The sequence below is a fragment of the Aminobacter sp. P4_H6_2 genome (genome assembly GCF_056400805.1).
Window position 1 is genome coordinate 1 of record NZ_JBFUKO010000036.1, and the last position, 20,809, is coordinate 20,809.

At 62.0% G+C, this 20,809-nt stretch carries 24 protein-coding genes; 4 read left to right on the plus strand and 20 right to left on the minus strand.

Going from position 1 to position 20,809, the window contains the following annotated elements; translation table 11 throughout:
* Positions 1-102 precede the first annotated feature (102 nt).
* The 9 genes from ftsH to ybgC all read right to left on the minus strand — a co-directional run bounded on the left by ftsH (position 103) and on the right by ybgC (position 10,000).
* Positions 103-2,037, minus strand: a complete 1,935-nt coding sequence (ftsH, locus tag AC1DUU_RS05150) for an ATP-dependent zinc metalloprotease FtsH (protein WP_476782346.1) — start codon at positions 2,035-2,037, stop codon at positions 103-105.
* 110 nt (positions 2,038-2,147) lie between these two features.
* Positions 2,148-3,497, minus strand: a complete 1,350-nt coding sequence (gene tilS / locus AC1DUU_RS05155) for a tRNA lysidine(34) synthetase TilS (protein WP_476782347.1) — start codon at positions 3,495-3,497, stop codon at positions 2,148-2,150.
* Positions 3,491-4,531, minus strand: a complete 1,041-nt coding sequence (gene ybgF, locus AC1DUU_RS05160; protein ID WP_476782348.1) for a tol-pal system protein YbgF — start codon at positions 4,529-4,531, stop codon at positions 3,491-3,493. Before ybgF ends, tilS begins: the two co-directional genes overlap by 7 nt.
* Positions 4,532-4,792: 261 nt before the next feature.
* Positions 4,793-5,299 carry a peptidoglycan-associated lipoprotein Pal gene (gene pal / locus AC1DUU_RS05165; protein ID WP_476782349.1) on the minus strand — a complete coding sequence of 169 codons (507 nt, stop codon included), beginning with the start codon at positions 5,297-5,299 and terminating at the stop codon, positions 4,793-4,795.
* Positions 5,300-5,633: 334 nt separating this feature from the next.
* Positions 5,634-6,950, minus strand: coding sequence for a Tol-Pal system beta propeller repeat protein TolB (gene tolB / locus AC1DUU_RS05170; protein ID WP_476782350.1), 1,317 nt, complete (start codon positions 6,948-6,950; stop codon positions 5,634-5,636).
* Between the two features lie 36 nt (positions 6,951-6,986).
* Entirely contained in the window at positions 6,987-8,057 is a 1,071-nt protein-coding gene (locus AC1DUU_RS05175) for a hypothetical protein (RefSeq protein WP_476782368.1), read from the minus strand.
* A 13-nt stretch (positions 8,058-8,070) separates the two neighbouring features.
* On the minus strand, positions 8,071-8,523 hold the full coding sequence (gene tolR, locus AC1DUU_RS05180) for a protein TolR (protein ID WP_476782369.1): 453 nt from the start codon (positions 8,521-8,523) through the stop codon (positions 8,071-8,073).
* Positions 8,524-8,539: 16 nt separating this feature from the next.
* Positions 8,540-9,250 (minus strand): protein TolQ, encoded by a 711-nt coding sequence (tolQ, locus tag AC1DUU_RS05185; protein WP_476782351.1) that lies wholly within the window; start codon positions 9,248-9,250, stop codon positions 8,540-8,542.
* Between the two features lie 282 nt (positions 9,251-9,532).
* Positions 9,533-10,000, minus strand: coding sequence for a tol-pal system-associated acyl-CoA thioesterase (gene ybgC, locus AC1DUU_RS05190; protein WP_476782352.1), 468 nt, complete (start codon positions 9,998-10,000; stop codon positions 9,533-9,535).
* A gap of 53 nt (positions 10,001-10,053) precedes the next feature.
* On the opposite strand from ybgC, the gene AC1DUU_RS05195 reads away from it, so the two are divergent.
* The 3 genes from AC1DUU_RS05195 to AC1DUU_RS05205 all read left to right on the plus strand — a co-directional run bounded on the left by AC1DUU_RS05195 (position 10,054) and on the right by AC1DUU_RS05205 (position 13,108).
* Positions 10,054-11,304, plus strand: coding sequence for a glycoside hydrolase family 5 protein (locus tag AC1DUU_RS05195; protein WP_476782353.1), 1,251 nt, complete (start codon positions 10,054-10,056; stop codon positions 11,302-11,304).
* A gap of 77 nt (positions 11,305-11,381) precedes the next feature.
* Entirely contained in the window at positions 11,382-12,431 is a 1,050-nt protein-coding gene (locus tag AC1DUU_RS05200) for a hypothetical protein (protein WP_476782354.1), read from the plus strand.
* Between the two features lie 83 nt (positions 12,432-12,514).
* On the plus strand, positions 12,515-13,108 hold the full coding sequence (locus AC1DUU_RS05205; protein ID WP_476782355.1) for a hypothetical protein: 594 nt from the start codon (positions 12,515-12,517) through the stop codon (positions 13,106-13,108).
* A gap of 38 nt (positions 13,109-13,146) precedes the next feature.
* Here the strand turns inward: AC1DUU_RS05205 and AC1DUU_RS05210 are convergent, their stop codons facing one another.
* The 10 genes from AC1DUU_RS05210 to AC1DUU_RS05255 all read right to left on the minus strand — a co-directional run bounded on the left by AC1DUU_RS05210 (position 13,147) and on the right by AC1DUU_RS05255 (position 18,718).
* A complete protein-coding gene (locus tag AC1DUU_RS05210; protein WP_476782356.1) occupies positions 13,147-13,635 on the minus strand; it encodes a GNAT family N-acetyltransferase in 489 nt (162 codons plus the stop codon).
* Positions 13,632-14,672, minus strand: coding sequence for a Holliday junction branch migration DNA helicase RuvB (gene ruvB, locus AC1DUU_RS05215; RefSeq protein ID WP_476782357.1), 1,041 nt, complete (start codon positions 14,670-14,672; stop codon positions 13,632-13,634). The genes AC1DUU_RS05210 and ruvB overlap by 4 nt, the downstream gene beginning before the upstream one ends.
* Positions 14,669-15,073, minus strand: coding sequence for a PIN domain-containing protein (locus AC1DUU_RS05220; protein ID WP_476782358.1), 405 nt, complete (start codon positions 15,071-15,073; stop codon positions 14,669-14,671). The genes ruvB and AC1DUU_RS05220 overlap by 4 nt, the downstream gene beginning before the upstream one ends.
* Positions 15,070-15,357, minus strand: a complete 288-nt coding sequence (locus AC1DUU_RS05225) for an AbrB/MazE/SpoVT family DNA-binding domain-containing protein (protein WP_476782359.1) — start codon at positions 15,355-15,357, stop codon at positions 15,070-15,072. The genes AC1DUU_RS05220 and AC1DUU_RS05225 overlap by 4 nt, the downstream gene beginning before the upstream one ends.
* A 67-nt stretch (positions 15,358-15,424) precedes the next feature.
* On the minus strand, positions 15,425-16,045 hold the full coding sequence (ruvA, locus tag AC1DUU_RS05230) for a Holliday junction branch migration protein RuvA (RefSeq protein ID WP_476782360.1): 621 nt from the start codon (positions 16,043-16,045) through the stop codon (positions 15,425-15,427).
* A gap of 13 nt (positions 16,046-16,058) precedes the next feature.
* Positions 16,059-16,478, minus strand: coding sequence for a type II toxin-antitoxin system VapC family toxin (locus AC1DUU_RS05235; protein ID WP_476782361.1), 420 nt, complete (start codon positions 16,476-16,478; stop codon positions 16,059-16,061).
* Positions 16,456-16,725: an AbrB/MazE/SpoVT family DNA-binding domain-containing protein gene (locus tag AC1DUU_RS05240; protein WP_476782362.1), complete on the minus strand. Its 270-nt coding sequence runs from the start codon at positions 16,723-16,725 to the stop codon at positions 16,456-16,458. Before AC1DUU_RS05240 ends, AC1DUU_RS05235 begins: the two co-directional genes overlap by 23 nt.
* Before the next feature lie 59 nt (positions 16,726-16,784).
* Positions 16,785-17,297 carry a crossover junction endodeoxyribonuclease RuvC gene (gene ruvC / locus AC1DUU_RS05245; RefSeq protein WP_476782363.1) on the minus strand — a complete coding sequence of 171 codons (513 nt, stop codon included), beginning with the start codon at positions 17,295-17,297 and terminating at the stop codon, positions 16,785-16,787.
* Positions 17,298-17,388: 91 nt separating this feature from the next.
* A complete protein-coding gene (gene rcdA, locus AC1DUU_RS05250) occupies positions 17,389-17,922 on the minus strand; it encodes a protease adaptor protein RcdA (RefSeq protein WP_476782364.1) in 534 nt (177 codons plus the stop codon).
* A 418-nt stretch (positions 17,923-18,340) separates the two neighbouring features.
* Entirely contained in the window at positions 18,341-18,718 is a 378-nt protein-coding gene (locus AC1DUU_RS05255) for a hypothetical protein (protein ID WP_476782365.1), read from the minus strand.
* A 437-nt stretch (positions 18,719-19,155) separates the two neighbouring features.
* On the opposite strand from AC1DUU_RS05255, the gene AC1DUU_RS05260 reads away from it, so the two are divergent.
* On the plus strand, positions 19,156-19,707 hold the full coding sequence (locus AC1DUU_RS05260; RefSeq protein ID WP_476782366.1) for a DUF2269 family protein: 552 nt from the start codon (positions 19,156-19,158) through the stop codon (positions 19,705-19,707).
* 44 nt (positions 19,708-19,751) lie between these two features.
* Here the strand turns inward: AC1DUU_RS05260 and AC1DUU_RS05265 are convergent.
* Positions 19,752-20,809: AMP-binding protein (locus AC1DUU_RS05265; protein ID WP_476782367.1), on the minus strand; the 1,058-nt coding region annotated here is incomplete at its 5' end.

Below are 20,809 nucleotides of genomic sequence, written 5' to 3' on the forward strand. Positions count from 1 at the left end.
GTGTACGTGTTGGTCAAGGAAGTGGTTGTGCTGGCTCTAGAATACAAAAAACGCCGCTGAGTTTCCTCAGCGGCGTTTTTCATTCATTCAGCGTTTGCGACCTCAGCTTGACGGCTGGGGTTCCATGCCGCCTTCGGGCTCGGAACCCTTCTTCTTGCCGCGGGTCGAGCCGGCCTTGGGCACGGCCGAGCCGCGCGAGGGCGGGGTGTCGTCGCMCATGTCGCGGGAGGGCTTGTTGCCGGCRATCAGCTGCTTGATCTCTTCGCCAGACAGCGTCTCGTATTCGAGCAGGCCTTCGGCGAGTGCGATCCAGTCCTTCTTCTTCTTGGTCAGGATCCTGCGGGCATCGTTATAGGCTTCGTCGATCAGGCGGCGCACTTCGGCGTCGATGATCTGCGCGGTCTCTTCCGAGACGTTCTGCGTCCGTGCGACCGAATGGCCGAGGAACACCTCTTCCTGGTTGTCGCCATAAGCGACATGGCCAAGCTTGTCGGAGAAGCCCCAGCGCGTGACCATGGCGCGCGCCAGCTTGGTCGCCTGCTCGATGTCGGAAGACGCACCCGAGGTGATGTTTTCCTTGCCGAACTTGAACTCCTCGGCAACGCGGCCACCCATCATGATCGCCAGACGCGAGATCATGTATTTGTAGCTCATCGAGTAGCGGTCGCCTTCCGGTAGCTGCATGACCATGCCGAGCGCACGGCCGCGCGGGATGATCGTCGCCTTGTGCAGCGGATCAGCCGACGGCACGTTGAGCGCGAGGATGGCGTGGCCGGCCTCGTGATAGGCGGTCAGCGCCTTTTCGGCCTGGGTCATGGCCGAGGAGCGGCGCTCCGCGCCCATCATGATCTTGTCCTTGGCGTCTTCGAATTCCTGCATGGTGACGAGGCGCTTGTTGCGGCGCGCCGCCATCAGGGCCGACTCGTTGACGAGGTTCATCAGGTCAGCACCCGAGAAGCCCGGCGTGCCGCGTGCGATGACCTTGAGGTCGACATTGGGCGCCAGCGGAACGTTGCGGACATGGACCTTGAGGATCTTCTCGCGGCCGACGATGTCGGGGTTCGGCACCACGACCTGACGGTCGAAACGGCCCGGACGCAGCAGGGCGGGATCAAGAACGTCGGGACGGTTGGTCGCCGCGATCAGGATGACGCTCTCATTGGCCTCGAAGCCGTCCATCTCGACCAGCAGCTGGTTCAGCGTCTGCTCGCGTTCGTCATTGCCGCCACCGAGGCCAGCGCCGCGATGGCGGCCGACGGCGTCGATTTCGTCAATGAAGATGATGCAGGGCGCGTTCTTCTTGGCCTGCTCGAACATGTCGCGGACGCGGCTTGCACCGACGCCGACGAACATTTCGACGAAGTCCGAACCGGAGATGGTGAAGAAGGGCACATTGGCTTCGCCGGCGACCGAACGGGCAAGCAAAGTCTTGCCCGTACCGGGAGGGCCAACAAGCAGCACGCCGCGCGGGATCTTGCCGCCCAGGCGCTGGAATTTCTGCGGCTCGCGCAGGAATTCGACGATCTCTTCGAGGTCTGCCTTGGCTTCGTCGACGCCGGCGACATCACCAAAGGTGACGCGGCCATGCGCTTCGGTGAGAAGCTTAGCCTTGGACTTGCCGAAGCCCATGGCGCGGCCGGAACCGGACTGCATCTGGCGCATGAAGAAAATCCACACGCCCAGGATCAGGATCATCGGCAGCCAGGACAGCAGCACGGAGAAGATCGAGCCGGAACCGTCATTTTCAGGACGGGCGTTGATGGTGACGTTCTTCTGCTCAAGCCGCGACACCAGCGTCGGGTCGCCGGGCGAGTAGGTCTGGAAGCCGGTCGAGTTGTCGATATAGGTGCCGCTGATGCGGTCACCGGCAATCGTCACGGTCTTGACGCGGCCGGAATTCAGATCCTGGAGGAACTGCGAATAGGCCACTTCGCTCGACGCGCCGCGGGTCTGCGGGGTCTGGAACAGATTGAACAGGGCGATGAGCAGAACGGCTATAATCGCCCACAGCGCGAAGTTGCGATAGTTCGGATTCATCGAATATCCCGTTGGCGTTCGTGGGGAACGCGGATGGTGAGAGTAAGCTTGTCCCTAACATAGGCACCGGCTCCCACATTGCCAAGCACGTCCCTAAGTCTGGGTTAAGGTCAAACACCAATGTGACTATGGCATGGCGAGACCGGGATCGGGTCGGAACCGATCAACTTTTGGAGAGCCGCAGCTACGGCGAGATCGAAAGCCGGCAAGAAGCGTGCCCAAGGCGCGGTGAGCGCGACTGCATTTGTTAGAACTGCCAAGCCGACCAATGTTTGTTGACGCCGAAGTGCTGGCTCGGCCGCAAGTGCCGCCCTGACAAGACTTTGCGGCGCATTGGACGCTTGTGACATGACCGAGGCGGCGGAAAAACCTAGCGGCGCCACGGTCAATTCTGTTTTGTCGTCGGTTGGCGAAAGCCTGTGGCGGCCGTCCCAGATGCCAGCCGCCAGCGGCATTGTCTGCGGCAATCCGCGCCCTTCGCGCAGCAGGAAAATTCCACTGCTGCGCGCATCGATGAGTGCGCGCGACAATGTGGCGCGGGCCGGTTTTGCTTGCGTCGAATTGCTGGTCAGGCGCGCCAGCAGGTTCTGTACCCGCGCCTCGTCGGGCAAATGCGCCATGCCTCCGGCCACGGAAATGAGGATGCGCAGCGCGTAAGCCGCCGCATCGCTGTCGGGCGCTTGCGTAAATGCCGGGTCGAGGCGCAGCAGGCCAGGTGCTGCGCGGCTCGCGTGTTCGGTGATCAGGCTTGCCGCGCGCGCGCCAAGGTCGGTTCGCCCAGCACCCGCCCGCCGTGCCTCGATCAGCGCGTTTTCAATGCGCAGATCGCCGCTCTCGCTCAGCGACAGCCGCATGCGCGGCCGCTCATAAGCCTCGTTGGTGTTGGTCGGGTCGTCGAGCCAGCCTGTGCCGAGTGCCCTGAGCACCTCACGCAGTCTTTCGCGGCGCTGGCCAAGTAGGGGGCGGGCGATCCAGATATCGCCGCAAAACAGTGTTGCACGTGCCATGCCGGCACTGCCACGGCCGGTCCCGCGCGTGCCTCGCATCAGGACTGTTTCAGCCTGATCGTCGGCGGTGTGGCCGGTGACGACGATCGTTGCACCCGCCTCGCGGGCGGCCTGAGCCAGCAGATCGTAGCGCGCGTCCCGCGCCGCGGCCGGGATGCCGGTAGACGGCTTGTCGCCGGTCCAGCACATCGTCCGGTGGCTGACACCGTGGCGTGCGCAGAGCTGCGCCACCTGATCGGCCTCGGCGTCTGAACCGGCCCGCAGCACGTGGTCGACGGTAACCGCCAAAAGCCGCGTCAAGGGCGCGTGCCGCTCGAGATGGGATTTGAGAAGAAGAAGGAGGGCAGTCGAGTCGCTGCCGCCGGAAACCGCTGCGACGACTATTTTGTGCGAGGCAAAATCGAACTCGGAAAAGTCTTGAAAAAAATCGGCGTCGATCGGCTGCGTCAGCACGCGGCGAGAGCCCGTTCCTGCTTGACCCGCTCCTTGATCGCTCCAGAGGCGTCGGGATAACGCTTGCCGATCTCGCTGAAGGTGGCGCAAGCGACGTCGCGCTGCTTCAGGCCGGCCAGTGAAACGCCGAGCTTGAGCATCATTTCAGGGGCCTTCTTGGACTTTGGATATGCCTTGCTGGCAGCAAGGAAGATTTCGGCCGCGTCGCGATATTTCTTTTGTCCAAGCAGCGACTCGCCGAGCCAGAAACGGGCGTCGGCCGTCTTGGGGTCGTTGGGGAAGCGCGAGATATGGTCGCGAAAACCCTGCTCGGCGGTGGTGTAGTCGCCCGAAAGCACGAACTGGTAGGAGTTGCGGTAAAGCTCGTTGGGGTCGTTGGTGTCAGGCAATGCGGCAACGGCGGTGCCATTGGCCTTTGGCTGCGCCGCGACAGGCGCCTTCGGCTGCGCTGGTGCTGCGGCCTGAGGGTTGGAGGAATCGGACACCACGTTGCCATTGGCATCGACAGTGATGGTGCCGAATGTTGTCGGTGGCGTGCCCGTGCCACCGGCACCAGGCTCGCCGGTACCAGATTCAACGATCACGTCTTCGACGGAGTGCCCGCCAGCGGCGGGCGCTGAGGCCGTGGCAGCCTGCGTCCCGCCGGGTTGAGGCGCCGTGGGCGCCTCAACGATCGAGCTGTTGGTCTTGCCGGAAGCATCGGACTTCTTTTGTCCGCCACCTTCGAGCTCCTGGAAGCGGAACTCGTTGTCTTCCTGCATTTTCCGCAACTGCTCCTGCATCTGCAGGATCTGGAAGTTCAATTCCTCGATGCTGCCATTGAGCTTGCGGATTTGTTCTTCGAGTGCGGCGACGCGCGGGTCGCCGGCCTGGGCAAGCTGGATCGTGCCCTCATTGCTCTGGGTCTTGCTGCCGAATACGCCCGGCAGGCCGATCTTTGGGAAATCGATGCCGAAACCGTCACGCGCATGCGCTGTGGCCGCGGACAAAAGGAAGATGGCAAGCGTRCCACTCAGGATTGATCGAAAATGCATTAGCCTCTCGCCGTGGAAGAGAATGGGTTGCTTTGCGCCGATGCGCTCTCGTCATTTATCAGGACGCGAGACTTCGGCCAAATTTTGTTTCGAGCTTGCAGATAAGCAAAAGGCGGCCCGAAGACCGCCTTTTGTTCAACTCTGTGGCTTTTAGAGCATGATCCCGAAAAGTGGGCACCGGTTTTCGGACAAGATCATGCTCCAACAAAGAAGATAGAGCCCCATGCCGATTCAATCGGAATGGAACAGGCTCTAGGCCGCTTAGCTGCCGGCACCGGAGAGTGTGGTGACAGCACGACGGTTCTGCGACCAGCAGGAGATGTCGTCGCAAACCGCGACCGGACGTTCCTTGCCGTAGGAGATCGTCTTGAGACGCTTGGCCGGAACGCCCTGCGAGATCAGGTAATCGCGGGCAGCTGCGGCACGACGAGCGCCGAGTGCAAGGTTGTATTCGCGGGTGCCGCGTTCGTCGGCATGGCCTTCGACAACGACAGCGTACTGGCTGTACTTGCCGAGCCACTGGGCCTGACGGGCTAGAATGCCCTGCGCATCGGCGCGAACCGACGACGAGTCGGTATCGAAGAAGATACGGTCGCCGACATTGACGGTGAAGTCCTGCGCCGAACCCGGGGTCGCTGCGCCGGCGCCACCGAGGCCGAGATCGGCCGCGCTGTTAGGGGTTTTCTTCGAGGCGCAGCCGGCAATCGCCAGCGAGGCGACCAGGGCCACGACCACGGGGTTGGTTGCAAATTTTGCGATCTGGCGCATCCCGCCTCTCCTTCGCATTCGAGTGATTTCGTTGAACATCCAGTAACCACGTTGCGGTTAACCGGCATTCAAGAAACGTGGTTAAAATTTCGTTGCCACTTGCCTCTCGCGTCCGCGCAATATGGCAGTCGTCCAACATGTACTTCGCGGCGCACCGTAGGCGGAAATACGGCGGAAAGGCGGCATCATTGGGCAAATGACGCCGCCTGGCCGATTGGTCGCGCCTTTCGGGGAAAGGTTAATGGCCATGGTTGCAAAAACGCCGCGCGTCGATTCCGAAGCGCGGCGTTTCATCCATTTCCCGAAAGCCGATCCGGGTTTTCAGCCCGATGCGTTAATCCAGCAGCGGCGACCAGGCCGGGTCCGAAGCGAAGCCCGCAGTCGGGATTGCCTGCTCGTTGCGGCCGGTGAGATCCACCGAATAGAGCTTGGGACCACCGCCGCCGGGCTGATCGCGGAAGAACATGACCACACGGCCGTTGGGCGCCCAGGTCGGGCCTTCCTGCTGGTAGCCGGTCGACAGAATGCGCTCGCCCGAGCCGTCGGTCTTCATCACGCCGATCTGGAACTGGCCGCCGGACTGCTTGGTGAAGGCGATCAGATCACCGCGCGGCGACCAAACCGGGGTCGAATAGGTGCCGTCGCCGAAAGAGACGCGGGTCTGGCCCGAGCCGTCCGCACCCATGACGTAGATCTGGGCACGACCGCCACGGTCGGAGGTGAACACCACCTTGGAACCGTCAGGCGAATAGGAGGGCGAGGTGTCGATGGCGCTTGAGTTGGTCAGGCGCGTGGTGGTGCGGCTGCGCAGGTCCATCGAGAAGATGTTGGAATTGCCGTCGTCGCGCAGCAGGCTCATGATCACCTTCTGGCCGTCGGGCGAAAAGCGCGGGGCAAAGGTCATGCCGGGGAAATTGCCGACGAGTTCGCGCTGGCCGGTCTCGATCTGCAGGAGATAGACCTGCGGCTGGCCGCTCTCATAGGACATGTAGGTGATTTCCTGACGCGTCGGCGAGAAGCGCGGCGTCATCGCCATCGAGCGGCCGTCGGAGAGGTAACGCACATTGGCGCCGTCCTGGTCCATGATGGCGAGGCGCTTCTTGCGCGCGGTCTTGGCGCCCGATTCGTCGATGAACACGACGCGGGTGTCGAAATAGCCCTTTTCGCCGGTCAGACGCTCATAGATGGCGTCGGCGATGATGTGGGCGATGCGGCGCGAATTGGTCTTGTTGGCGAAGAACTGCTCACCGGCGAGCTGCTGGCCGGCAAAGGTGTCCCACAGCCGGAACTCGGCCTTGAGCCTGCCGTCTGCTTCCTGGCTGACGCGACCTGTCACCAGCGCCTGGGCGTTGATGACCTTCCAGTCCTCGAAGCGCGGCGCGACATCGGGATTGGAGATTTTTTCGATGAAGGCGCCCTTGTTGATCGGCGCAAACAGGCCCGAGCGCTGCAGATCAGCGGCAACGATGCCGGCGATCTCGGCGCCCATCGCATCGCCCGACAGGAAGTCGGTGATGGCGATCGGCAACGGCTCGACATTGCCCTTGTTGACGTCGATCTCGACCAGCGCGCGTGCGGGCAAGGTTGCAAAGGCGGTCATGCCGCTCGCCATGGCGCTGATCAAAAGGATCGCTCTGATTACATGCTTCATTAGATAGGCCTCTTAGTTCCGGATGAGCGGGGGCGCTCAGAACATCTCGCTCGGGTCGAAATTGACAATGACTTGATCCCAGCCGCCCGCATATTTGTCAGCGGGCAGGTTGTAGGGCGCGCACTGAAGCACGGCGCGGCGTGCCGATTCAGCGGCAGCGCGCTCGATACCGGCCGAACCGCCGCCGGAAATGATCTCCGGTCGGCCCTCGATCTCGCCGGTGGGGGTCAGTTTGAACTGCACGGAAACCTTGAGGCCGCCGCCGTCCATGGCGCCCGCCGGCACGTTCCAGCAGCGCTGGACCTGACCGCGAAGCGCGTCCATCTCGCTCTGGCTCAGCTTGTTGCCGCCGGTGTCCTTCTTGCCGCCCAGCGCGGCCTGATCGGTCGAGCGCTTGGCGCCGCCACCGGAAGGCTTTTGCTTGTTGAGCAAGGCTGCGACCTCGTCGGCGTTGAATTCCTTCTCTTCCGACTTCGGCTTGGACGAAGCTTGCTGGGTCTGCTTGTCGTCCTGCTTACGGTCCGGCGTCTTAGCCGTCTGCGCCTGGGGCGGCTGCGGCTTTGCTTCGGGCGAGGGTGCGTTTTCGGGCAGCTTGACGGCTTCGGCCTCGGCCTGGTCAGAGACGATCGTCTCGGCCACCGGGTCGGGCTTGACCTCTTGTTTGGGTTGCGGCTGCGGCGTCACCTCGGTTGCCGGAACGGGCACGGGCTTGGGCTCGGCCTGCTTGGCGGGCTCGGGCTTGGGCTGCTCGACCGGCGTCGGTTTCGGCTCGGGCTTGGGCGAGGGCGGTGGGGCCGCCGCAACGTCGACTTCCTTTTGCGTCGGTTCGGGCGTCGGCGGCTTGTCGCTGTCGGTCTTGTTGTCGCCGACGTTCTGGGCGTTGGGCACGATGTCTGGCCGGCTCGTCGGCTTCGGCGCCGGCTTTTCACTCGCCGGGGCTTTCTTGTCGCCCTTCTGGATCTGGGTGATCGATTCCACCGGCACGATGTCGACCGGGAACGCCTCGACGTCGGCGACTTCGAGGGCGCTCGGCGCCGACAGGGTGAACAGGCCGAAACCCAGCACCGCTGCATGCAAAACCACAGATGTCGTGAGGCCGGCCTTCATCTTCATTTGGGGACTACTGGCTCTGTTCCTGAAGGGTGACGAGGCCGATCTTGTTGTAACCGGCAGCCTGGATGCGGGCCATGACCTTCATCACCGTGCCATAGTCGGCGGTCTTGTCGCCGCGCACATAGATGCGTTCCTCGTAGCCGGCCTTGGCGATGGCGCCGAGCTTCGCAACCACTTCCTCAAGCGGAATCTCGGTCTCCTGGATATGGATTTGGCCGGCCTCGTTGATGGAAATGGTGATCGGCTGCGTTTCCGAATTCAGCGCCTTGGCCTGGGTTTCGGGCAGGTCGATCGGCACGCCCACCGTCATCAGCGGGGCCGCCACCATGAAGATGATGAGCAGCACCAGCATGACGTCGACGAAGGGCGTGACGTTGATTTCGGACATCAGGCCGTGATGGCGGCCGCGCCGCCGGTGGCCGCGTGAACCGCGACCGGAGCCGCCCGCGCTGACTGACATACCCATAGTCTACTCCTCAGGCCCGCTGCGCGACTTTTTCATCGATTTGGCGCGAGAGTATGGCGGAGAACTCGTCGGCGAATCCTTCCATCCGRACTGCGATCTTGCCGGCATCGGATGACAGCTTGTTGTAGGCGATGACGGCCGGGATGGCGGCGAGCAGGCCGATGGCCGTTGCCAGAAGCGCCTCGGCGATGCCGGGGGCGACGACCGCGAGGTTGGTCGATTTCGAGCCGGCGATGGCCTGGAACGAGGTCATGATGCCGACGACGGTGCCAAACAGGCCGATGAAGGGTGCGGCCGAACCGATGGTGGCGAGGAAGCCGAGCCGGCCTTCCAGCCGCTCCATTTCGCGCGTCAGCGCCAGGTCCATCGCCTTGTCGATGCGGGTCTGCAGCGCCAGCGGCGACTTGGCGCCCTTTTCGAAGCTCTTTTTCCATTCCTTCATGGCGGCGACGAAGATCGCGCTCATGCCGGTGGTCTTGCGGTCGGAAAGGTTGCGGTAGAGTTCTTCCAGCGACTGGCCCGACCAGAAAATCTGTTCGAAGCGCGTCAGGGCCGCGCGCATGCGGTTGTAGGCAACCAGCTTGTCGACGATGATCGCCCAGGTCCACACCGAAGCGCCGAGCAGGCCCAGCATCACCAGCTTGACCACCCAGCCTGCCTGCCAGAACAGCGCCCAAATCGACAATTCCGCGCCGGCATGGGCGAGAGGTAGAGTTTCCATCTTGTAACAGTCCTTAAGATTTCCGGGCCTGGCTTGTGGCTAGCCCTTGCGCATCATCCCATCGTGGTCCGTTCGCGCGATGCTTCCGGAAGTGCCCCAAAATGCGCCTTTTCGGCCTTTTCGGGGCGAAATTTGGTGAAAGGAAGGCCGCTCGGAATCCTTACGACTTTCACTGCTCCCTTAATGGGCCGTTATGGTTAAGGATGGGTTAGGAAGTGAGGCACTGCGCGCTATCGCAACGTTGGGTTTGCTCGCTTGAGGGATCTGGTAACGCGACTGTGTTCACGCTTTCGGCATGAAGGCGTCGATCCACTCTTTTGGAAAGCGCCTCGGGCGCCCGTTCTCGCCGATGATCGCGGCTTCCACGCGCGCTTCCACCAGCACGTCTTCGCCGCGCTTGAGCTGCTGCGCCATGGTGATCCGGGCGCCCGAAATCTCCACCGTGCGGGTTTCGATGGTCAAAACGTCGTCGATCTTGGCCGAGCCGCGGAAATCGATCTCCATGCGGCGCACGATCCAGACGATCTTTTCGCCATGCTTGCCGTCGGCGAGTTCGGTGTGATGGACGCCGGCGAGCCTGAGGAAGTCCGAGCGGCCGCGCTCGAAGAATTCGAGATAACGCGCGTGGTAGACGACACCGGAAAAGTCGGTGTCGGCATAATAGACCCGCGCCATCAGCCGATGGCCGAACGGCGTCAATGCGCCGGCAAGGCCGGCAGCCAGCGCGTCGAATTCACCATGATCGGCCATGGGGCTTTCCTTTTTCCGGGCTTTTGGGCACCAGTCTTGTCCGTAAAAACCGGATGGCAGCAATAATGGCGATGATCAAGACCTGTCTGACGGCGCTGCTGATGCTGGTCGTGCCGGTTGCCTCAGTCAGTGCCGCCAGCTTTTCGATGAAACGCGGCATCAATCTCGACATCTGGGAGACCTGGCCCCGCGAAGACAAGTGGGGCAACCCGGATGTGATCCTGCCATTTCCCGAATGGCGCAAGCGGCTCGGCGAAAGCGACCTGAAGGCGCTCAAGGACACTGGCTTCGACGTCATACGCATTCCCGTCGACCCCTCGGTGTTCCTGTCCGACAAGACCGAGGCGCTGCGCGGCCAGCTGCTCGAAAGCGTTCTTCAGTCGGCCCGGCTCGTCAATGCCGCCGGTCTCAAGGCGGTTGTCGACCTTCATCTCATTTCGGCTGCTGGCAACGGCCAGATCGGCATGGCCGAGGTGATGGACGACCCGGTAAATTTTGATCGCTATGTCGAACTGGTCCGCCAGATGGCGCTCACTTTGTCGAAGGAAGACCCGACCCAGGTGGCGTTCGAACTGATGAACGAGCCGGTGGTCGATTGCGAGCCGACCGAGCCGAAACTCTGGCCCGAGCGTCTCAAACGCCTTTACGCCGCCGCGCGCGCCTCGGCGACCCGGCTGACCTTGATCCTCTCAGGAAGTTGCTGGGGCAGTTCCGAGGGCCTCGCCGGGCTCGACCCCAGGGATATTCCCGACGACAATGTCATCTGGACCTTCCATTCCTACCAGCCTTTCCTGCTCACCCATCAGGGCGCCACCTGGGCCGGCGATTTCATTCCCTACGTCACCGGGCTGCCCTATCCGCTCTATGCCGCGCCGCGCGCCGAACTCGACGCGGCCCTCGACAAGGTGAGGGCGAAGATCAAGGCCGAAGCGCCTTTGCTGCGCCGTCCCGGCATGCTCGCTTATCTCGATGAGCAGGTGGCGCTCATCGACAGCAAGGAAAAACTCGAAGCCGAACTCGACGCGCCGTTCAGCCGGGTCGCCGACTGGGCCAGGAAAAACGGTATTTCGCCCGAAAACATCTATCTCGGCGAGTTCGGCATGATCCGCCAGGAATACAACAATCCGAACGTCATGCCCGGCGCCTGGCGTGCGGCCTATGTCGCCGACATGATCGGACGTGCTGAAGCGCACGGCTTTGCCTGGTCGATCTGGGGCTATGGCGGCGCCTTCGGCATCGTCGACGAATTTGAGGGACGCAAGGCTGAGCCAGACGTGCTGGGGGTGGTCAGAGGGCTGGAGTGACGTACAACCCATTCTACAATCATTGATTGTAGGAATAATTTCTTGTACTATCGCCTTGAACTGGCGATGGGACAGCAATGACCAACACAAACGATGAAGAGACGGCGCTGAGAAAGTTCAAGGCCAGGCATATTGGCCTCGAYCTGGACATCAAACTTATTCGCCTCCGCCTGAAGGCCGGGTTTAATCCCAGCCAGCCCCGCGTTCCTGCCGGAGATTCCGACGGCGGCCAGTGGACAGACAGTGGTGGCAGTGCCGGTCGTGGGCAGCCTGATGGCAACCGGACCGGACAGCGGACATCACCGACCAAAACACCCGGCAGAAGTGCCACGGCCTCGCTGTCTGCCAAGCCGGCCGCTGATCAAGCGCGTGTGGCGACACGTGTCGGTCCGCGCCACAGCCCAGAACGTCCGCACGTCAGACACACGGTAAGCCTTACCGGCGGGCGACGGGTCGTATTCCAGACCGAGGGTGCGACCCAAACCGTGCTGGATGGCGCCGGCAACCCGATCAGCAAGGCGGTGTGGACGCCGAAAGGGCCGATGTCCTTGCCGGTGATCCAGCGCATCAACGCGCCGGTCGCCCGTCAGGCATTCGACGCGGGGCGACAGCTCTACAACCACCTTTCAGCTGGCAATACGCGGGATCAGAGGGCGTGCCTCGCCTTTACGGCCAAGGAATTTCGACCGAGCAGGTCAATACTGCAAAGTTTAAGCTTCGTCGGCATGCTTTCCCGGGCGGAGACGGAGTCGGTCTGCACCAAGCTCGAGCTCGTCCAGAGCCTTTCGAATGAAGCCATGTCAGAGGCCAAGCTGGCCGGGTCATATTCAAACGCCACGATATTTGGAACAGCTGTTCATACAAGACTGCGCCGGAAGATTCTGAAACTCGAAGATACGACTTTGAAGGCGGAAGTTTCACTTCTTAAGAAGATCGAGGAAGCCCCGCTGGATTTCAGTGCAGTCCGTGTCGATGTGCTCGAAGATCGCGGCTTTGGACCAATTTGCGTCTACGACCTCAAGACCGGACGCAGGGGGCTCAGCAGCGCGCGAACAATCGAGTTTGCTACACGCTTGCTTGGCTATGGACGCCCCATCATTGTTATCGAGGTGAGGCCCTACGAATGAGTTCGTCACAGCTGATCAAGAGACATCTCGCACCGTTGTTCGCGCGCCATCCGGATTTGGTAGCTGCGGGAAGGTGGATCGTCATGAAGCCGATCCGGCACGTAATGCGCGGTATCGTGCTCACCACTTGGAGCAAGGGCGAATACTTTCTGCCCCAATGGGCAGTTACCCATTTCTGCGAGCCTGTTGGGCACTTCCCTCTCAACTGGGGCGACCGCATCTATCGCGACAGCCCGGGCCTGTGGCTGTGGGACGATCCGGCCATGCCGGATTACTTCATGAGCAAGATCGAGCGTGACATCCTCCCACTTTTTCGCAGCGTCGAAACGCTTGACGATTTGGTCGCCTACCTCGCCACCAAGCCCATTCCCCATCGTGACTTCGAGATCGACGAGTTGCGCGGTCTGTCGCTGCATGCAGCGCGCGGCGATCTCGACACGGCGCGCGCCAAACTTGACGATCTCAGGCATGGCCGTTCTTGGTGGTGTCAGCCCGGCTTTGCCGAACCGGAGGTGGCGTCTGTCGTCGATGCGCTCGGGCCGTTGCTCGACAAGGGAGACCGGGCCGGCATAGCTCGCCAGCTCGCCGCGTGGGAAGCGATGCGCATCGCCAAACTGCCGAAGGGTTTTGCCAAGATCTGGCAACCGACGCCGTTCCCGGTAGAGCAAGCGCCGTAGGTCCTCGTCAGTCCTCCGCCAAGAGGTTGTGCGTCAGCTTATCGAGCCTTGTGGCGCTCGAAACGTTGCTCGCGGACGCCGCCGGACCACTGGTCGCGTTCTTCTTCCGCAATGAGTGCGAATCCGAAAGACTCATAGAGGTGGCGGGCAGGCTTCAGCCCGTCGAATGTCGTGAGATAAACGCCCGGAAAGCCTTTTGCATCGGCATGCTCGATTGCCGCGCCCGTCAGCCGGCGGCCAAGTCCCGTGCCGCGCGCTCTGTCGCTGGTAATGAACCAGCGCAGATGTGCAAGCGGCTCTGCCGGGGTCGGCGCCTCCAGGCTGATCGTGCCCAAAAGTGCACCGCTTGCGTCGTCCTGGGCGGCGAAGAAGTCGAGATCGGGCCTGAAAGCGGCCATGAAGGCTGACAATTCGCCGGCGACCTTTGTCTCGAAAGGCAGGCCGAAACCCCACTCGCGTGCATAATAGTCGGCGTGCAGCCGAACGATGTCGGCAATCAGTCCGGGGCGATAGCCGGGTGGGCTCATTCTTCTTCCTGGAACAGGTTGATCTGCTGGACGGCGAGGTCGCGGGGGATTTCGAGCCCGAGATGTTTCCAGGCGTTCGCCGTCAAGACGCGGCCGCGCGGGGTGCGCTGGATGAACCCTTGCTGGATCAGATAGGGCTCGATGATGTCTTCGATGGCATCGCGCGGTTCGGACAGGCCAGCGGCGATGGTTTCGATCCCCACCGGGCCGCCGCCAAAATTCATCGCGATCATCGAGAGATAGCGCCGGTCGAGCGAATCGAGACCGAGCGAGTCGACCTCCAGCCTCGACAGCGCCTCGTCGGCGATGCGTCGTGTCACCGGGCCGGAATCGGCCACCGATGCGAAGTCGCGCACGCGCCTGAGCAGCCGGCCGGCGATGCGCGGCGTGCCGCGGGCGCGCCGCGCGATCTCGATGGCGCCGTCATCGGCGAGCGGCATGCCTAGGATGCGGGCGCCACGGCGCACGATCAGCTCCAGTTCTTCAACGGTGTAGAAATTGAGCCTGACCGGGATGCCGAACCGGTCGCGCAGCGGATTGGTCAGAAGCCCGAGGCGTGTGGTCGCGGCCACAAGCGTGAATTTCGCCAAGTCGATCTTCACCGAGCGCGCAGCAGGGCCTTCACCGATGATCAGGTCGAGCTGATAGTCCTCCATCGCCGGATAGAGAATTTCCTCGACTGCTGGACTGAGCCGGTGGATCTCGTCGATGAACAGCACGTCGCGCTCTTCGAGATTGGTCAGCAATGCGGCAAGGTCGCCCGCCTTGGCGATGACCGGTCCTGAGGTCGAGCGGAAATTGACGCCGAGTTCGCGCGCCATGATCTGGGCAAGCGTGGTCTTGCCCAAGCCGGGCGGGCCGACGAACAGCACATGGTCGAGCGCCTCGCCACGGCCCTTGGCCGCCTCGATGAAGATCTTGAGATTGGCCCGCGCCGCCGCTTGGCCGACGAAGTCGTCGAGGATTTGTGGGCGCAAGCTTGTGTCGGCGTCCTCGCCGCGCTTGTCGGGGGTAATGATACGGTCGGGCGAGTTCACGTAAGCAGTTCCATGGATGGAATGGATTTGGCGGCGCGTTGGTCGAAGGTAACGGTATGTGAGCAGCCTAGCTGCAGATTGTGTTCGGCAATCAACGCGTCGGAGAAATCAACCTGTGCGGAGTTCGACCGCTCGAGAGCCCGTACTATGGCATCGAAATCCTCAAACATCAGGGATTTGACGTTGAGCAGTCTTTGTATCGTGGAAAGCACCTGCTGCTTCGACTGCTGGTAGCGCGAACTCAATGACCATGCGAACTCGATGAGGACGATCAGGCTGACACATCCGGGGTTTTGCTCGCTGAGGCCGGTACCGAAAGCCAGAGCTTTCGAGCGCTGATCCGTATCGTCGTTCAGCACCATGCGCAGCAATATATTGGTGTCGATGCCGATCTGCGTCACGCCGCATCCTCACGGCCACCATGGCCGTTGCGATCGCTGGTCACGTGGCGACCGACCGCGTCTCTGACGGCGGCGTCTATTTCTTCGAGTGTTGCCGGGCCGCCGGGCGGGTCGCCCAGGAACCCTGCGAGATCGGCAAATTCGATATTGCGCGGCGTGCCTATCAGATGGCTGTCAACGACGGTCCAGGCAATCGTATCGCCCGGCTTCAACGTCAACGCGTCCCGCACATCCTTGGGAATGGTGAGCTGACCTTTCGAGGTCAGGGTGGCGTATCCGCCCATTTTCCTACTCCTCGGTAAAATTCTTACAATTCTAATGTAGTAAGAATGCGTACCCCGAGCAAGGCGCTCACCGCGCCAGCTCCTTCAGGCCGAAGCGGATCAGCTTGGAGGAGTCGGCGTCGTCGCCGACGCTCTTCATGGCAGCGGCAATGGCATTGGCGGCGATGTCGCGGGAATAGCCGAGATTGACCAGTGCGGAGACCGCGTCGGCGATCGGGGCGGGCGCCACGCCCTCGCCGAGTTCCTGCTTGAGGCCGATGGTGCCCGAAGCCTCGCCGGCAAAGGCCGGGGCTTTGTTCTTGAGCTCGGTGACGATGCGCTCGGCGACTTTCTTGCCGACGCCCGGCGCGCGGCTGACCATGGCGATGTCGCGCAGTGCAATAGCATTGGCGAGATCGGAGGGCGCCAGCGTCGACAGGATCGCGAGCGCCACCTTGGCGCCAACGCCCTGGACGTTTGCCAGAAGCAGCTTGAACCATTCGCGCTCCAGCTCCGACTTGAAGCCGTAGAGCCGGATCATGTCCTCGCGGACATAGGTCTCGATGAACAGGACCGCTGCCTCACCAGCACCGGGCAGGGCGGCAAGTGTCCGCGCCGAACAATGAGCGACGTAGCCGACGCCATGGACGTCGAGCACGCAGAAATCCTCGCCGATCTCGTCGACGGTGCCTTTCAACTTGCCGATCATGTTTCAAGCCTCGTCATGGATGGGTATCGGGAGCGATGATTTCGAGGTCGGGAAAATAGGTGCGGTAGCGTGAGGCGTCGCGGGTCAGCAGACGATGGCCGGAAACCATAGCATGCGCGCCGATCAGGAAATCGGGCAAGGTGCGCTCTCGCGTGCCGCCTGCGCGACGGTAGCGGGAGTGCGTGGCTCCAGCCAGGAACGCCGCGTCCCAGGGCACGAACTCCCGGTCCATTTTAAGCGTGGCCAGCGCATTTCGAAGCACCGATTCGTCTGCAACCATCGGCGCGAGTTCGGACCAGACAATCGTATTGACCACCAGCGCGCCATCGCGGCGGCATGCCGCGACGGCCAATTTCGACCAGGCGGTCATGTGTGCCACCGGACCCCATACGTCGATCAGAACATTCGTATCAATCAACGTTGAGGTCTTCACGCGGTCCCCTCAGCCAGTCGATATACTCGTCGGTGGTCATACCGCCCAAATCCAGCGTGCCGGCCATGCGGTCCAGCGTCTCCATGAATTTGCGGGAAGCTTCTTCTGCCGAAATGTTCTCATTGACGGCGACGAGACGAGCGCCGTCATCGGTGATGACAAAATCGACCTCGGATCCGGGGCCGATGCCGAGCCGGTCGCGAATCTCTTTTGGGATGGTCACTTGGCCTTTGGTGGTGACGCGCATGGTAATACCTCTGTGGTATTACTTACCGCCCAGATGAGAACAAGTCAAGAACGAACCGCCTAACTGGCCATGGCCGCCAGCCGGTATGCAAGGCTTTGGCGATGATGCGCGTGGCAGATGGCAATCGCCAGCGCGTCGGCGGCGTCGGCGGTGTCGAACACGGCCTTCGGCATCAGCACCTTGACCATCATTGCGATCTGTTTCTTGTCGCCATGGCCAACGCCAATAACCGCTTTCTTGACGGCGTTGGGCGAATATTCGGCGACCACCAGCCCGGCGCGAGCCGGCACCAGCATGGCGATGCCGCGCGCCTGGCCGAGCTTCAGTGTGGCCGTGGCATCCTTGTTGACGAAGGTCGCTTCGACAGCGGCCTCATGCGGCATCTCGCGGTGCAGCACGTCGGCAAGGCCGTCATGCAATTGGCACAGGCGGCTGGCGAGTGCTGCCTTGTTGTCGGAACGGACCGTGCCGGCGGCGACGAAGCGCAGTGAATTGCCAAGGCTCTCGATGATGCCCCAGCCGGTGCGCTGAAGACCGGGATCGATGCCAATGATACGAATCGTCTCTCTCATCCCGCGAACTCTATCTCCACGGAAGCAAGACGCCAGAAAAATGTGAACAAAACAGAAACAATCCCTGCCTAATGCAGGGATCATCTCGCCGTTAGTTGCGGGCAAAGGCCGTGTTGAGCAGCGAAATCTGGTCGGAGACCGGATTGCTGCGGCGCATCGCCTGTACCGGAACCACGGTCGTGCCGTTGCCGTAGATCTCTTCGTCCATGCGGCGCACATGCGCCTGCAGGCGGAGCGAACGGCGAACCAGATCGACGAAATCGCCCGGCAGTTCGTTCCAGCCGGCGGCGTCGTCATGGGCCGAAGCGGTATCGAGCCGCACCTTGGATTTTTCGGAGGCGACCTGATCGCGGGTCATTTCGCCGGAATTTGCGGCGCGCTGCAAAAGCAGCCACGAGGCGATCTGCATCAGGCGCGTGGTCAGCCGCATCGATTCGGCGGCGTAAAGCGTGGCGGCAAGCCGCGACAGCTTCTTGGCCTCGACGCGTCCGGCGCCGTCGAGATATTCGGCCGCCTGTTCGACCAGCCCCATGCCCTCGTTGTAGAGCGGTTTGAAGGACGGCGAAAACACCCGCCTCTCGGCGAGCTTGATCGTTTTTCCGCTTTCCCTCGAAGGCTCGTTCATGATCACTACCCTGAAAACCCTGTCCGCGTTCTGCCCGTCTTTGGCGACGGATTCTGCGCGGCCCGCTCCTATACGCTAAGCCCGATGAAAATGCGCTTCCGTCGATCTGAACGCAAGCGCATGTTTAACAAAGGGTTAACGCGCCGGATTGGACCGCTTTTGGAGGGCGTTCCAGGGCTTTGCGCGCGAAAAAAAAGAGCCGCGGAAAAACGCGGCTCTCAAGAGTTTAACAGGGAGGCGTCAAACAAAGTGGCTCCAACCACTCGGTAAGAATCCAGATGACTGGATATGCACAGTAAACAACGGGAATGCTTAATGGGCGCTTAAGGACGCTGGCGATTTCGCCATTCGTCAGTTTCGACTGTGCCGTGACGGCACAGCGATGAAGCTTGAAATGCCCCGCTGATGTTGTGCCGACTCACGACTTCCAGACCACCGGAAGGGCGATGACGGCGAACAGAAATATCGCCGCGTAAAAGCCCATCGACGAGATTGCCACCACCGGTTCGATCGCCGCATTGCCGCCGAGCAGGAAGAACAGGCCGACCAGAAGGCCGATGCCGCTCACCGCCGTCAGCCAGAAATGGATCTTGGCCAGCATCTTGTCTCGGGCGACCGGAAACAGATGGTAGAAGAAGGCGAACACCGCCGACATCAGCCAGCCCGCCACCATGGTGTGGGCGTGGACCGGCATCTGGTCGTGGTTCTGGCTGATCGACATGTGCAGCCCAAGTGCCATGCCGGCCAGCGCGTAGACGATGGCGAGCGTGAAGAAATTCCGTGCTACCCCTTGCATAGTTCTCTCCGAATGCCTTTTCCCCCGCAGGGAATGGGTTGATCTCAGATCATCAAGCCTTGGTGCCCGCGCGGTTCGCTACCGCGCGCCAAAATCACTGCCGATCTTAGGGCAGGCGCACTAGCACTAGCCGTGTTTCCACCGCATGCCGCGCGGCCAGGCCACGCGCTTGCAGGGCAGTTACATTGGAAGTTCATCAGAAAGCCGTGCCGGCCGTTCGCCTCCCCCGAGACCGGTCGTCGACATGCGCCGTCCCCAAACGGCGTGTGCGAGAATTACCATATGTCAGCCCTTGCTGATATGCCCGCCGAAACATCCGCCTCTTCTCGCCGACACAATGCCGAAACAGCGCCGATGCTATCTGCCGGCGCTGAAAATAAGCGGCGGCTAAATCAGCTGAAGCATTTTCGCAAAAACCGGATTGGAAAGGTTCGGAAATGGATTGGTACTCTCTCGTCAAGTTTCTGCACGTCATAGCCGCCGTCATCTGGGTCGGTGGCGGTTTCGCGCTCATGCTCCTTGCCGTTCGCGCCGACCGTGCCGGCGATGTCGGGGGCATGCTGCAGGCGATGCGTTCGGTTGGCGAACTCGGCAACAGGCTGTTTGCACCGGCATCGCTGGTAACCCTCGCGCTCGGCCTCATCATGTGCTGGTTCTGGGTCGGCTTCGGCGATCTCTGGATCATGATCGGGCTGGCCGGATATGTGACGACCTTCCTGATCGGCACGCTGGTGTTCAAGCCCACGGCCGACCGCATGGCCGCGATCATCGCACGCGACGGTGTAACGCCAGCCGCCCTCCATCAGGGCCGGCGCATCCTCAAGGTCGCGCGCTTCGACTATGCCATGATGCTGATCATCGTTGCCGACATGGTGCTGAAGCCGATGCCGTCCGACCTGCCGATCCAGCTGGCGATGGCTGCTGTCTTCGTCGTCGGTCTCTGGGCCGCCTTCGATGGCTTGCGTCCCTCGATGGCCGCCACTGTCTAACGCTCCAAGGCGGCGTCCGACAGGGTGCCGCCCTCGAAAACCGGCTACCCCTTGGCCATGTCGCGCAGGCGGAATTTCTGGATCTTGCCGGTCGAGGTCTTGGGGATCTCGGCGAAGATCACTGCTTTGGGCACCTTGAAGCGGGCAAGCAGGCCACGGCAGTGTTCGATGATCTCGGCTTCGGTCGCCGTCTTGCCGGGCTTGAGCTCGACATAAGCGACCGGCACCTCGCCCCATTTGTCGTCGGGCTTCGCCACGACCCCGCACGAGGCGACGGCGCCATGCTTATAGAGCGCGTCCTCGACCTCGATCGACGAGATGTTTTCGCCGCCAGAAATAATGATGTCCTTGGAGCGGTCCTTGATCTGGATGTAGCCGTCGGGATGCATCACGCCGAGATCGCCCGAGTGGAACCAGCCGCCGGCAAAGGCTTCGTCGGTGGCCTTCTTGTTCTTGAGGTAACCCTTCATGACAATGTTGCCGCGGAACATCACCTCGCCGATGGTCTCGCCATCGGCAGGCGTCTTTTCCATCGTTTCCGGGTCCATCACGGTCAGGTCTTCAAGCGCTGCATAGCGCACGCCCTGCCTGGCCTTCTTTGCCGTACGCGGTCCTTTTTCCAGTCCGTCCCATTCGCCATGCCATTCGTTGACGACGGCAGGTCCGTAGGTTTCGGTCAGGCCATAGAGGTGGGTGACGGCAAAGCCGGCATCGGCCATGCCCGAGAGCACCGCCTCGGGCGGCGGGGCGGCGGCGGTGTTGAAGGTGACGAGCTGCGGAAACTCCCGCTTTTCCTCGTCGCGGGCGTTGATCAACACCGACATCACGATCGGCGCTCCGCACAGATGCGTTACGCCAAGGTCGGCGATGGCATCGTAAATCGGCCTGGCGCGCACCCAGCGCAGGCAAACATGGGTGCCGGCCTGCACGGCCAGCGTCCAGGGAAAGCACCAGCCGTTGCAGTGGAACATCGGCAGCGTCCAGAGATAGACGGCGTGCTTGGCCATGCCGGCGTGGATGGTGTTGGTATAGGCCATCAGCGCAGCACCACGATGATGGTAGACCACGCCCTTGGGATTGCCTGTCGTGCCCGAGGTATAGT

What these genes read in the sequence shown, in the direction of transcription:
- AC1DUU_RS05225 (WP_476782359.1), bottom strand. Translation starts at nt 15,357, where the DNA reads ATGGGCGGATACGCCACCCTGACCTCGAAAGGTCAGCTCACCATTCCC.
- tolR (WP_476782369.1), bottom strand. Translation starts at nt 8,523, where the DNA reads ATGTCAGTCAGCGCGGGCGGCTCCGGTCGCGGTTCACGCGGCCACCGG.
- AC1DUU_RS05210 (WP_476782356.1), bottom strand. Translation starts at nt 13,635, where the DNA reads ATGAGCCCACCCGGCTATCGCCCCGGACTGATTGCCGACATCGTTCGG.
- ruvA (WP_476782360.1), bottom strand. Translation starts at nt 16,045, where the DNA reads ATGATCGGCAAGTTGAAAGGCACCGTCGACGAGATCGGCGAGGATTTC.
- AC1DUU_RS05240 (WP_476782362.1), bottom strand. Translation starts at nt 16,725, where the DNA reads ATGCGCGTCACCACCAAAGGCCAAGTGACCATCCCAAAAGAGATTCGC.
- AC1DUU_RS05175 (WP_476782368.1), bottom strand. Translation starts at nt 8,057, where the DNA reads ATGAAGGCCGGCCTCACGACATCTGTGGTTTTGCATGCAGCGGTGCTG.
- rcdA (WP_476782364.1), bottom strand. Translation starts at nt 17,922, where the DNA reads ATGAACGAGCCTTCGAGGGAAAGCGGAAAAACGATCAAGCTCGCCGAG.
- AC1DUU_RS05195 (WP_476782353.1), top strand. Translation starts at nt 10,054, where the DNA reads ATGGCAGCAATAATGGCGATGATCAAGACCTGTCTGACGGCGCTGCTG.
- ruvC (WP_476782363.1), bottom strand. Translation starts at nt 17,297, where the DNA reads ATGAGAGAGACGATTCGTATCATTGGCATCGATCCCGGTCTTCAGCGC.
- AC1DUU_RS05260 (WP_476782366.1), top strand. Translation starts at nt 19,156, where the DNA reads ATGGATTGGTACTCTCTCGTCAAGTTTCTGCACGTCATAGCCGCCGTC.
- tolB (WP_476782350.1), bottom strand. Translation starts at nt 6,950, where the DNA reads ATGAAGCATGTAATCAGAGCGATCCTTTTGATCAGCGCCATGGCGAGC.
- pal (WP_476782349.1), bottom strand. Translation starts at nt 5,299, where the DNA reads ATGCGCCAGATCGCAAAATTTGCAACCAACCCCGTGGTCGTGGCCCTG.
- AC1DUU_RS05205 (WP_476782355.1), top strand. Translation starts at nt 12,515, where the DNA reads ATGAAGCCGATCCGGCACGTAATGCGCGGTATCGTGCTCACCACTTGG.
- AC1DUU_RS05255 (WP_476782365.1), bottom strand. Translation starts at nt 18,718, where the DNA reads ATGCAAGGGGTAGCACGGAATTTCTTCACGCTCGCCATCGTCTACGCG.
- ybgC (WP_476782352.1), bottom strand. Translation starts at nt 10,000, where the DNA reads ATGGCCGATCATGGTGAATTCGACGCGCTGGCTGCCGGCCTTGCCGGC.